The 11,512-nt window shown below is 71.1% G+C and carries 15 protein-coding genes; 4 read left to right on the forward strand and 11 right to left on the reverse strand.

The window, feature by feature from the left end; translation table 11 throughout:
- From TSO221_RS35815 to arsC, 9 genes are all read right to left on the reverse strand, one after another.
- Positions 1-587: hypothetical protein (locus tag TSO221_RS35815; protein ID WP_199229750.1), on the reverse strand; the 587-nt coding region annotated here is incomplete at its 3' end.
- Entirely contained in the window at positions 584-943 is a 360-nt protein-coding gene (locus TSO221_RS34105) for a winged helix-turn-helix domain-containing protein (RefSeq protein WP_109122899.1), read from the reverse strand. The genes TSO221_RS34105 and TSO221_RS35815, both read right to left, overlap by 4 nt.
- Before the next feature lie 34 nt (positions 944-977).
- On the reverse strand, positions 978-2,078 hold the full coding sequence (gene pqqE, locus TSO221_RS34110; RefSeq protein ID WP_109122900.1) for a pyrroloquinoline quinone biosynthesis protein PqqE: 1,101 nt from the start codon (positions 2,076-2,078) through the stop codon (positions 978-980).
- Between the two features lie 201 nt (positions 2,079-2,279).
- Positions 2,280-2,555, reverse strand: a complete 276-nt coding sequence (gene pqqD, locus TSO221_RS34115; RefSeq protein WP_109122901.1) for a pyrroloquinoline quinone biosynthesis peptide chaperone PqqD — start codon at positions 2,553-2,555, stop codon at positions 2,280-2,282.
- A gap of 12 nt (positions 2,556-2,567) precedes the next feature.
- Positions 2,568-3,344, reverse strand: a complete 777-nt coding sequence (gene pqqC, locus TSO221_RS34120) for a pyrroloquinoline-quinone synthase PqqC (protein WP_109122902.1) — start codon at positions 3,342-3,344, stop codon at positions 2,568-2,570.
- Positions 3,341-4,267, reverse strand: coding sequence for a pyrroloquinoline quinone biosynthesis protein PqqB (gene pqqB / locus TSO221_RS34125; protein WP_109122903.1), 927 nt, complete (start codon positions 4,265-4,267; stop codon positions 3,341-3,343). The genes pqqC and pqqB overlap by 4 nt, the downstream gene beginning before the upstream one ends.
- 64 nt (positions 4,268-4,331) lie before the next feature.
- A complete protein-coding gene (pqqA, locus tag TSO221_RS37000; RefSeq protein WP_348770304.1) occupies positions 4,332-4,511 on the reverse strand; it encodes a pyrroloquinoline quinone precursor peptide PqqA in 180 nt (59 codons plus the stop codon).
- A 34-nt stretch (positions 4,512-4,545) separates the two neighbouring features.
- Positions 4,546-5,187: a 2OG-Fe(II) oxygenase gene (locus tag TSO221_RS34135; RefSeq protein ID WP_109122905.1), complete on the reverse strand. Its 642-nt coding sequence runs from the start codon at positions 5,185-5,187 to the stop codon at positions 4,546-4,548.
- Positions 5,188-5,471: 284 nt separating this feature from the next.
- Positions 5,472-5,816, reverse strand: coding sequence for an arsenate reductase (glutaredoxin) (gene arsC / locus TSO221_RS34140; RefSeq protein WP_109122906.1), 345 nt, complete (start codon positions 5,814-5,816; stop codon positions 5,472-5,474).
- 103 nt (positions 5,817-5,919) lie between these two features.
- On the opposite strand from arsC, the gene serA reads away from it, so the two are divergent.
- The gene (serA, locus tag TSO221_RS34145) at positions 5,920-7,218 is read left to right on the forward strand and encodes a phosphoglycerate dehydrogenase (protein ID WP_109122907.1); all 1,299 of its coding nucleotides are present in this window, start codon (positions 5,920-5,922) and stop codon (positions 7,216-7,218) included.
- A 22-nt stretch (positions 7,219-7,240) separates the two neighbouring features.
- Positions 7,241-7,963: a hypothetical protein gene (locus TSO221_RS34150; protein WP_109122908.1), complete on the forward strand. Its 723-nt coding sequence runs from the start codon at positions 7,241-7,243 to the stop codon at positions 7,961-7,963.
- Between the two features lie 109 nt (positions 7,964-8,072).
- Here TSO221_RS34150 and TSO221_RS34155 read toward each other — a convergent pair whose 3' ends face one another.
- Complete coding sequence (locus tag TSO221_RS34155) at positions 8,073-8,399, reverse strand: hypothetical protein (RefSeq protein WP_109122909.1); 327 nt, start codon at positions 8,397-8,399, stop codon at positions 8,073-8,075.
- A 124-nt stretch (positions 8,400-8,523) separates the two neighbouring features.
- The gene (locus TSO221_RS35820; RefSeq protein ID WP_158284301.1) at positions 8,524-8,772 is read right to left on the reverse strand and encodes a hypothetical protein; all 249 of its coding nucleotides are present in this window, start codon (positions 8,770-8,772) and stop codon (positions 8,524-8,526) included.
- 105 nt (positions 8,773-8,877) lie between these two features.
- On the opposite strand from TSO221_RS35820, the gene TSO221_RS34165 reads away from it, so the two are divergent.
- On the forward strand, positions 8,878-10,809 hold the full coding sequence (locus TSO221_RS34165; protein WP_109122911.1) for an autotransporter domain-containing protein: 1,932 nt from the start codon (positions 8,878-8,880) through the stop codon (positions 10,807-10,809).
- Positions 10,810-10,953: 144 nt separating this feature from the next.
- Positions 10,954-11,512: ABC transporter substrate-binding protein (locus TSO221_RS34170; RefSeq protein ID WP_199229751.1), on the forward strand; the 559-nt coding region annotated here is incomplete at its 3' end.

Consider the following 11,512-nt stretch of genomic DNA (forward strand, 5'->3'; position numbering starts at 1 on the left):
GGCGGGGAAGCGGCCGCGACGGAGGCCGGGGCAGGGGGTGGAGGTGGGGCAGGGGGTGGCGCCGCGGCCACGCGCGGTTCCGGCGGCGCCGGCTTGGCGGCGGCGGGCTGCTCGATGCAGGCGGTCAGCGTCTTCAGGCTCTCGGCGACGCCCTTCAGGGAGAAGTCCTCGCTGCGCTCGGTGCCTTCGACGGACAGCCAGGAGCCGCCGGACAGCAGGTCGCGCACCGCCGGGGTGTTCGGCAGGTCGATCACCACGCTGTCGCGCACCACGAAGGCCTGCGTCGTGTAGGCGACGCCGCGGTCGACGGCGTAGGCGACCGGCACGCGCTCGCCCTTCGGCAGGTCGATGGCGGAATTCTGCAGGATCAGGAACAGGTCCTTCTCGCGGGTCAGCGCGAAGGACAGCGTGGTGCCGGTGTCGAACCGCTGCGCCGCGGCGCAGCTCTTCACCTGCCCCTTGGCGTCGCGGAAGAGGCTACCCTCCCACGCGGTTCCGGTCCTGAAACCCTCGGCCCGGGCGGGCGTGGCGAGCGCAGCGAACGCCGCGGCCAGCAGCAGGGCGCGGCGGACGGAGGGCCGCGTCATGGGGTATCCTCCGGCGCCGTCTGCGCCAGCTTGCCGTCCAGCCATTCCAGGTGGGGTGCCGCGGCGGAGCGGGTCGCCTCCTCCAGCGCGTAGTAGCGCTCGACCACCTCCACGCCGAGCGGCGTCAGCTCGGCGCCGCCGCCCTCGCGGCCGCCGACGCTGGTGCGCACCAGCGGCTCGTGGAACATCTTGTTCATGGTCTCGATCAGGAACCAGGCGCGGCGGAACGCCATGTCCATGGTCCGCGCCGCGCCCGAGATCGACCCGGTGTCGCGGATCGCCTTGAGGAGCGCCACCTTGCCCGGGCCGATCACCCCCTGGTCGTGCACGATTCGCAACCGCAGCCTGCTCGCCATCGCCGTCCCTTCGTCCTTAGCGGACGTGAGGGTATCACGGGACGGCGGCGTTGCGGTACTCGCGGTAGGTGAACGGCACGTCGGCCCGCGCCGCATCGCGCTCGGCGGTGGCGATCACCTCGGCGTGGCGGTCGGACAGGGCGCACACCGGGTCGGCCACGCCGGCGTCGCCGGCCAGCGCCAGCGCCTGGCAGCGGCAGCCGCCCCAGTCGATCTCCTTGCGCTCGCAGCCCTGGCAGGGCTCCGGCATCCAGGCGGTGCCGCGGTAGCGCCGGAACGCCTCGCCGTCCTGCCAGATGGCGCCGAGCGGGCGGTCGAACACCGTCTCGAAGACCATGTTGGGGATTGTCTCGGCGGCGTGGCAGGGCAGCACCTTGCCGCTCGGCGAGACGTTCATGAAGCGCTGCCCCCAGCCGCCCATGCAGGCCTTCGGCCGCTGCGCGTAGTAGTCGGGCACCACGTAATCGACGACGATCCGCCCCTTCAGCGACGGCAGCCGGTCGCGCAGCGCGGCGTCCATGGCGACCAGTTGCTCGCGGGTCGGGATCAGCGCGGCGCGGTTGACCAGCGCCCAGCCGTAGTACTGGACGTTGGCGACCTCGATGCGGCCGGCCTTCAGGGCCAGCGCGAGGTCGATGAAGTCGTCCACCCGGTCGATGTTGTGCCGCTGCACCACCGCGTTGACGGTCAGCGCGAGGCCGAGGTCGACGACCTCCCGCGCGATGGCCAGCTTGCGGGCGTGCGCGCCGGGCATGCCGGCGACGCGGTCGGCGCCCTCCGCGTGGGTGTCCTGGAAGCTGATCTGCACGTGCTGCAGCCCGGCCGCCTGCAGCCGCTGCAGCCGCGCACGGTCGAGCGTGACGGCCGAGGTGATCAGGTTGGTGTAGAGCCCGGCCCGGGTCGCGTGCTCGACCAGGGTTTCCAGGTCCTTGCGTACGCAGGGCTCGCCGCCCGAGAAATGGGCCTGGAGCGCGCCGGCCTCCGCCGCCTCGTCCAGCACCCGGCACCAGGTGGCGGTGTCCAGCTCCCCCGCCGCCGGTTCGAGCGCCAGCGGGTTGGAACAGTAGGGGCACTTGAGCGGGCAGCGGTGGCTCAGCTCCAGGTGCACGGCGACGGGCGGTTCGAGAGTGCTCATGACGGATCCTTGGACAGATGTCCTACTCCTCCCACAGCCCCGCTGGGGGAGGAAGGGGCCCGCGCCACAGGCGTGGGAAGGTGGGGGCTACGGCGTAATGGCAGGCGTGGAGTCTCGTGCACGCCGCTGCCCCCACCCAACCCTCCCCCGCCGGAGGCGAGGGAGGGCGTTGTCGAGCAACAAAATATTGGGTCGCCGCAACTATCCTGCAATGAACCCCCGCTCGCGCATGTCCTGCAGGAGTTCCAGCACGTCGCCGGCGATCTCCGCGCGTGGCGCCTGGAACTCGGCCGCCAGCCGGTCGATGCCGGTGCCGACGCTGCCGCCGCCCTGCACGCAGGCGCGCACCACCTCCAGCGCCAGCTCGTCCAGCACCAGCACGCGCTCCGGGCCGAGCAGCGTCCACTGCTCGCGCGTCCTGTCCTGGCGCAGCATCACGCCGGGGGCGAGGCGCAACGTGTCGGTCTCGGCGATCATCGCCCCACCCAATTATCTAGAGTACCGGGTCGGCTCCCTGTCCGCTGGCACGAAGGCGCCGGGGGGGATGAGGCCGGGCGAGACGTAGGCGTGGTGCAGCGCGTCGAGCTGCGCCCACAGCAGCTCCGTCTTGAAGCGCAGAGCGGCGATGACCTGTTGCTGCTGCTCGGGCGTGCGGGCGTGGTCGAGAACGTATTGCAGGCCGAAGCGCACGTCGCGCGGCGCCTCGTCCAGCCGCTTGCGGAAGTAGCTCAGCGTGCTGTCGTTGGCGAAGTCGTAGTTCTGCTCGAAGCCGGCGATGCGCTCGCGGTGGATGGCCGGGGCGAACAGCTCGGTCAGCGAGGAGGCGACGCACTCCAGGATCGGCCTGCTGGCGCAGAAGTGGACGTAGGCGTCCACGGCGTAGCGCGTGGCCGGCAGGATGCCCTTCAGCGACTTCACGTAGTCGCGCTCCAGCCCCAGCCCGTCGGTGAGGCGCAGCCAGCGCTCGATGCCGCCGACCTTGCCCTCCTCGACCTGCCCCTCGGGACCGAGCCCGTCGTGGTCGAGCACGCGCTGCATCCACTCGCGGCGCAGCTCGTGGTCGTCCATGCGGGACATGATGGTCAGGTCCTTCACCGGGATCGAGACCTGATAGTAGAAGCGGTTCAGCGCCCACGCCTGGATCTGGCCGTGCCCGAGCCTGCCGCCGTGCAGCAGCTGGTGGAAGGGGTGCAGGTCGTGGTACTGGCGCTCGCCGATGGCCAGCAGTTCGCGTTCCAGTTCCTCGCGCGAGAGAAGGCGGGTCATAGGCTCAGCTCCATGCCGTCGTGGGCGATCTGCCAGCCGGCGGCCTCGGCGGAGCGCCGCTCGGGCGAGTCCTCCAGCAGCACCGGGTTGGTGTTGTTGATGTGGATGAAGACCTTGCGCGCCACGCCCAGACGATCGAAGGCGGCGATGCTGCCGCTCTCGCCGGACATGCACATGTGGCCCATGCGGGTGGCGGTCTTGGTGCCGGTGCCGGCGCGTTCCATCTCGTCGTCGGTCCAGGTGGTGCCGTCGAACAGCACCAGCTCCGCCCCGCGCAGCCGCTCCGCCAGCCAGTCCGGCAGCGACGCGCAGCCGGGCATGTAGAAGAACGCCGTGCCGGTGGCCGGGTCGGAGACGCGCAGCGCCACCGTGTCCTCCGGCACCGAGCCGAAGTTGGCGGCGCTCTCGTCCTCCAGGTACAGCGCCACCTTGCCGGGCACCGCGAACGCCTCGACCTCCAGGCCGAGCGGCGTGCCGTCGGCGGCGGCCGGGCGGAACGGTTGGCCCAGCGCCATGGCGCGGCGCGGCACGAGGCCGGCGTTCAGCACCTGGAACACCGAGTTGCCGGCCAGCACGCGCTGCACGCGCTCCGTCGCGTAGACGGCGAAGGGCTGCATCTCGCGCAGGCTGAGCAAGCCGGTGACGTGGTCGATGTCGGCGTTGGTCAGCACCGCGGCGGCCAGCGGGCTGTGCCGCACCCCGTGCTGCGGGTGCAGCGCCGGATTGGCGTTGAGCTGGGCGCGCAGGTCGGGCGAGGCGTTCAGCAGCAGCCAGCGGCCGTCACCGGAACTGACCGCGATGGAGGACTGGGTGCGCGGCCGCGCCAGCGGGTCGTCGGAGCGCGCGCGGCGGCAGCCCGCGCAGTTGCAGTTCCACTGCGGGAAGCCGCCCCCGGCCGCGGAGCCGAGAACAAGGATGTGCATCGTCGGAAGTCCCGGGCGGGCCGCCCGGTCGCCGGACGGCCCTGGAGCGTCGGAACGCGGGCCGTCAGAGATCCGCGCAGGCGTAGGCGTTGATCTCGGTGCCGACGGCGATTTCGACGATCTTGGGCTTGCGCCAGGTCTTCATGGATGGGACTCCCTTGCTTGTTCGGATGCCGTGTCCGGCAGAACCCGGTTGCTCCGGATTTGTTCGCCAAGCGTACGGTGAAGCCCCACCCCCATCCATTCGACTTTGGTAGAAGACCCTGAAAAATTCAGGGTTACGCGGCGATCCTGCCGATGCCGAACAGGCGCTTGAACTTCTTGACCTTCGCGGTGAAGCGGTGGCGGGCGTGCTCGCGCGCCATGGAGGCGGCGTCGCGGCAGTAGTTCATCATGACGTAGCGCCGCTCGCCCTCGAACGAGGTGTGGCCGTGCCATGCCTCCGGCGTGCACTGGAAGGCGAACAGCAGGCCTCCCTGCGGCGGCACCTGGGCGGCGAAATTGGTGATGTCGCCGGGGCCGCGCAGCGTGCGCAGCCAGCCGTTCGGGCTCTGCCAGCTGTCGTTGAGGTAGAGCAGCAGGGTGACCAGCTTGAAGTCGGCGTCCAGGTGGATCTGGCCGTCGCGGGCGCGGGCGCGGGAGCGCACGGTGGTCATGGTCGGCCGGCCCGACAGGTCGACGCCGAACTTCTCGCCCATGATGGCGGCCAGCGCGGGGCTGTTCATGTCCTTGAGCAGCGTGTCGAAGCTGGCACCGCCGGTGACCTCCTCGACGGGGAACAGGCCCGGCATGTCGATGGTCGGGAAGTCGTTCATGACCCGGCGCAGCGGATCGCCGGCCAGGAAGTTCGGGACCACGAGGTGCGGGAACGGGTCGCGGGAAACGGTCGCGGCCTTCAGGGCCTCGAGATCCAGGATCATGGGCGTGCTCTCTTCCGGTTCGGATGCGCCCGGCCGGCGTGTTGGGTGCAGGACGGGCATGATGCCGCGGACCCTACGGATTCAACCGGGGCCCCGCCACGCGCCGGATGTCGCACCCCCGCTGCTTCTGCGAACCCTCCCCTGCCTCCGGCGGGGGAGGAAGGGGCCCGCGCCGCAGGCGTGGGAAGGTGGGGGCTACGGCGGAGGTGGAAGGCGTTGATTCTCGGGCGCGACGCAGCCCCCACCCAACCCTCCCCCGCCGGAGGCGGGGGAGGGCACTGAGCTTACAGAATCTCCAGCACCTGCTCCGGCGGACGCCCCAGCCGCGCCTCGGCGCCCTTCACCACGATGGGCCGCTCGATCACCGACGGGTTGGCCACCATCGCGGCGATCAGCTGGTCGTCCGGCAGGTCCTTGGCGACTCCGGCCTCGGCGGCCTCCTTGCTGCGCAGGATCTCGGCCGGCTTCCTGCCCAGCTTGGCCAGGATGTCCTTGAGTTCGGCCGCGCTCGGCGGCGTCTTCAAGTACTCGACGACGCGCGGCTCGACGCCCTTGGACTGGATCAGCTCCAGCGTCTGGCGCGACTTCGAGCAGCGCGGGTTGTGGTAGATGGTCACCGTGTCGGTCATGGCTCGTCTCGTTCTTTGGTCTCCCTGGGGCCACCAATAGCTTGACCTGCGCGTCGCGCCAAGCGGCCATGCGGGGTCCTGGAAGGCGTGACAACAATCCGCGATGCCGCTAATTTGCGCGCTCGCCGCTGTCCTCAACCGGGTGTTTGCCGTGACCAAGCTGTCGTTTTCCAAGGAAAAGATTCAGATCCTGCTGCTCGAGGGCGTGCACGACAACGCCATCTCCGAGCTGGCTGCGCGCGGCTACGCCACGGTCGAGCGCCTGCCCACCGCGCTGGACGAGGCGGAGCTGCTGGAGCGCATCGGCTCGGTCCACATGCTCGGCATCCGCTCGCGCACCAACCTGACGGCCAAGGTGCTGGAGGCGGCGGAGCGGCTGTTCTGCGTCGGCTGCTTCTGCATCGGCACCAACCAGGTCGACCTGAAGGCGGCGCGGTCGCGCGGCGTCCCGGTGTTCAACGCGCCGTACTCCAACACCCGCTCGGTGGCGGAGCTGGTGATCGGCGAGGTCATCATGCTGATGCGCGGCATCTTCCCGAAGTCGACCCTGGTGCACGGCGGCGGCTGGATGAAGTCGGCCAAGGACAGCTACGAGATCCGCGGCAAGACGCTGGGCATCGTCGGCTACGGCCACATCGGCACGCAGGTGTCGATCATGGCCGAGGCGATGGGCATGAAGGTCGTCTTCTACGACGTCGTGCGCAAGCTGGCGCTGGGCAACGCGCAGCCCTGCGACACGCTGGAGGACCTGCTGAAGATCTCCGACGTGGTGACGCTGCACGTGCCCGACACCGCGCAGACCCGCAACATGATCGGCCCCGAGCAGCTGCGCCAGATGAAGCGCGGCAGCTACCTGATCAACGCGGCGCGCGGCAAGGTGGTGGACATCCCGGCGCTGGTCGAGGTGCTGAAGTCCAAGCACGTCCTCGGCGCCGCGCTCGACGTCTTCCCGAAGGAGCCGGGTGGCGACAAGGACCCGTTCGAGAGCCCGCTGCGCGGCCTCGACAATGTCATCCTCACCCCGCACATCGGCGGCTCGACCATGGAGGCGCAGGCCAACATCGGCACCGAGGTGGCGCAGAAGCTGATCGAGTACTCCGACAACGGCTCGACCATCGGCGCGGTCAACTTCCCGATGGTCGGCCTGCCGGTGCACGACGGCGCCACCCGCTTCCTGCACATCCACCGCAACGTGCCGGGCGTGCTGCGCAAGATCAACGACGTGTTCTCGTCGCGCGACCTGAACATCGCCGCGCAGTACCTGCAGACCGATCCGGAGCTGGGCTACGTCGTCATCGACGCCGACGGCGACGTGGACGAGGGCGAGGTGCTGGACGCGCTGCGCGGCATCGACGGCACGCTGCGCACCCGCTTCCTCTACCCCGGCCAGCCGGGGCGCTGAGGCTCCCTTGCGGCGGTGCTCAATGGACATGATCATGCGCCGCCGCTTCCTCCTCACGGCTGCGGCGCTGCTCGCCGCGCCGGCGCTCGCTCGGCCGGCGGCGGCGCAGGCGGCGGGCTGCCCGCGCTTCGACCGGCCGGCCCTGCAGATCGACACCCAGGTGGTGCCGCTCAGGCGCGACTTCGACAGGACGCTGGCGCAGTTGCAGGCCATGCCCGGCCGCTCCGGCGGGCCGGCGGGGGCGCGGGCCGGGCAGGTGCTCGGGCTGGCGCACGCCACCTTCGGCGAGCGCTGGCAGGTCGGCGCCCACTTCAGCCCGCAGCCGGGCGGCGTGGTGTGCGCCGGACTGGCCCGGCTGACCGTTACCTTCGGGTTCCAGGAGCGGATCGTCTACATCGCGCGCGAGCTGCCGCCGGGCACCTGCATCCAGCGCGAGGTGCTGAACCACGAGATGAAGCACGTCTCCACCGACGAGGAGCTGCTGCGGGAGTTCATGCCCGGCTTCAAGCGCCGGCTGGAGGCGGTGGCGGCGCGCCAGGGAACGATCCGGGCGCGCGGCGAGTCCCAGGCGATGACCATGCTGCGCCAGCCGATCGACGCGGCGGTGCGTGAACTGATGCAGGAGTTCTCGCGGGAGCGCGACCGCCGCCAGGCCAAGGTCGACACGCTGGAGGAATACCGGCGCGTGTCGAAGAGCTGCAACGGCGAGCTGGCGAAGTACGTGAAGGGCAAGGGCCGTCTGTAGCGGTTCCGGTCATGCGGCGGGGGGCGTTTTGCCCCCGTAAGGCCCCTCCGGCGGTGCCGGGGAGGAGACTGCCGCCACTTGCTCCCGACGCGATGGGGCAAATGAACCCTCAGGCCGCTTTTGAATTGCTTTCCGGCGTGCCCGCGACGACCTGGAAACCGTAGTTCTTCGCCAGCGTCCGCACCGTCGAGGCCCAGGCCATGCGCAGGATGGTGGTCTCGGTCAGCGGGTCGAGCTGGCCGTCGAAGATCATCGACGCGACCTGCGCGATCAGGCTCTCCCGGCGCAGGGCCGGCGGCAGCTTGCGCTCGACCTGCAGCAGGCGGGTGGCGAGCACCCGGGTGGGATGCTGGCGCCGGTTGGTTTCCATCTGGGTGAGGAAGCGGCCGATCGCCGCGAGTTCCTCGCGCAGATCGTCGCTGATCATCCCGTTCATGACACGCTCCACGACTGATGTGTCCCCAGCCTAGCCGGGCCAATGGGGGCCGGCTGTGACGGCGGTCACAGATGCGTTTCTTTCGAAATGTCGGTGCCACGAACGATTGGGGGCATTACCGTCCTTACCGCCAGTGCCCGCGCCCGTGCCCGCGGTGGCCCCAGTGGCCGTGGTGATGGCCATAGCGCGGACCGCCCCACCAGCCGCCGCCCCACCAGCCGTAGATTTGCGGCTGTACGACCACCGACGACGAGTAGCCCGGGTAGGTGGGATAGGCGGGATAGGCGGGATAGGATGGGTAGGGTTCGTAGACGGCGCAGCCGCTCAGCGCGAGCAGCCCCAGTCCGATCGCCGTTGCTTTCAAGAGTGTCATGGCACCGCTCGCGTGGAGGCCTATCTGTAACCACAAACAGGGCGGCCGGGGCGGTTATTCCCGGTGCCGGCCGAACCCGCAGACCACCAACCCGCGGAGACGCTCATGCGCCGTGCGCTCCTCCTGTCCGCCGCCTGGCTGGCGCTGCCCTCCGCCGCCTCGGCGCAGACCTACGGCGGCGTCCAGGCGTTCGGCGACAGCCTGACCGACAACGGCAACCTCTTCGCGCTGACCCGCAGCGTCTTCCCGGTGCCGGCCAGCCCGCCCTACTACGCCGGGCGGTTCAGCAACGGGCCGGTGTGGGTCGAGCAGCTGGTGCCGCGGCTCGGGCTTCCGGCCTCGGCGCTCGACGACCGCGCCTACGGCGGGGCGGAGACCGGGCTGGGGCCGGGACCGGGGCCGGGCGTGCTGGCCCAGGTTTCCCAGGCGGTCACCATCGGGCCGCGGCCGGGGCCGAACACGCTGGTGGTGGTGTGGGGCGGCGCCAACGACTACCGCAACCGCGGGCGCAGCACGCCGGACCCGGCCGGGCTGGTGGACGGCGCCGTCAACAACCTGCGGCAGAGCCTGGAAATGCTGATCGCCGCGGGGGCGCGCCGGATCCTGGTGCCGAACGTCCCCAACCTCGGCGACACGCCGGAGGGGCGCGAGCAGGACGCCACGACGCCCGGCACCGCGGCGCGGCTCAACAGCATCATCGCCGGCCACAACGCCGCGCTGGCGCAGGCGGTCGACCGGCTGCGGCAGGCCTCGCCCGGCGTGACCATCACGGTGCTGGACGTCAACGCGCTGTTCCGCCAGGTGGTGGCGGCGCCAGCGACCTACGGCTTCACCAATTCCACCGCGCCCTGCCTGCTCGGCGTGGCGCCGGACATCGGGCCGGCGTCGGGGGCGTGTGCCACTCCGGAAGCGGCGGCGGGCACGGCGTTCTTCGACAAACTGCACCCGACCACCGCGGCGCACGCGCTGATCGCGCAGTACGCCGCCGCCACGCTGGGCGGCCCGACGGCGGGCGGCAACGCGGCGCCGGCCCGCGCGCAGATGGCGATGCTCTCCAGCGCCGAGCAGGCGCGCGCCATCGCCGAGCGCCTCGCCGCGGTGCGCGGCGGCATGGGGAGCGTTATGGTGCTCGGCAGCGGCCTGACCGCGCTCACCGGCGCCACCACCGGCGGCGTTTCGGAGGGCAGCCGGCTGGGCCTCGGCGACTCGGGCGAGCGGCCGTTCGGCATGTTCCTCTACGGCACGCACGACTGGGGCGACCGCGAGGCGCGCGACGGCGGCGCCGCCTTCCGCTACCGCGGCTCTCTGGTGGCGCTGGGGGCGGACTACCGGGTGGCGCCGGGGCTGATCGTGGGCGCCGCCGTCGGCTACGGCTTCGGCGCGAGCAGCCTCGACGGCGGGCACGCCGAGGCGCGCAGCTGGAAGCTCAGCGCGTACGCCGGCTACCACGCCGGCGGGTTCTACGCCGACGCCGACCTCGGCTACAGCATGGACCGCTATCCGGAGATCCGCCGCGACACCGGCTTCGCCTTCACCCCGCAGGCGCGCGGCGACACCCGCGGCAACACCTGGAGCGCCGGGGCGACGGTCGGCTACGACGCGCCGGTGGGTGGGCTGACGCTCGGGCCGTTCGCCGGGGCGCGCTACGCCCGCGTGCGCACCGACGGCTTCACCGAAACGGGCGCCGGGGCGCTCGACCTCGCCATCGACGGGACGCGGGCGACCTCGCTGATCGGCTCGCTGGGCGTGCGGCTGGGCGGCGTGTTCACCGCCGACACGGCGACGGTGGCGCCGCACGTGCGCCTCGCCTGGGAGCACGAGTTCTCCCGCGACGCCCGCCGCGTCACCGCGCGCCTGGGCGGCGGCTTCCTGACCACCGAACCCGGCGTCGGCGCCCGCGACGCGCTGGTGGCGGGAGTCGGCGTGCGGGTGCAGGTGTCCGACCGGGTGAGCGTCGTCGCCGACTACGCCGGCACGCTGGCGCGCGCCGACGGGCGCGACCACTCGCTGCTCGGCAAGGTCGAGGTGAAGTTCTGATCCGGCCGGAACACGCCTTCCGGCCAGTGGCGGGGGCAACATATTTTCGGTAGCATCATACCAGAATACCGGGAACCCGAGCCAAACCGGGCCCATCACCGGCCTCGAACCGGAGGCCGCGGCTTCAAACCAGGGAGGAAGCCCTTGCCCAACACCCTTTTCCTGGCGAACCGTCGCCAGTTCCTCACCACGTCCGCCGCCGGTCTGGCGGTCGCCGGTCTGCCACGCTTCGCTACGGCCGCGCCGGCGCGCATCAAGGTCGGCCTCATGCTGCCCTACAGCGGCACCTACACGCTGCTCGGCAACAACATCACCGACGGCTTCAAGCTGCGGCTGGCCGAACTGGGCGACAAGTTCGCCGGGGCGGAGGTGGAGTTCGTCCGGGTGGACGACGAGTCGTCGCCGCCCAAGGCCAAGGACAACGCCGCCAAGCTGATCGTCAAGGACAAGGTGGACGTGCTGGTCGGCACCGTGCACTCCGGCGTCGCCGAGGCGATGGTGCAGGTGGCGAAGGAGGAGGGCACGCTGACCATCGTGCCGAACGCCGGCTCCAACCGCATCACCCGCGAGCTGTGCGCGGCGAACGTCTTCCGCACCTCCTTCTCCAACTGGCAGGCCAACTTCCCCTGCGGCGACGTGGTGCTGAAGGACGGGCATCGCAAGGTCGTGCTGATCTCCTGGAACTACGCCGCCGGCAAGGAGA

Origin of the sequence: Azospirillum sp. TSO22-1 (assembly GCF_003116015.1) — a bacterium.
Taxonomy (GTDB): Bacteria; Pseudomonadota; Alphaproteobacteria; order Azospirillales; family Azospirillaceae; genus Azospirillum.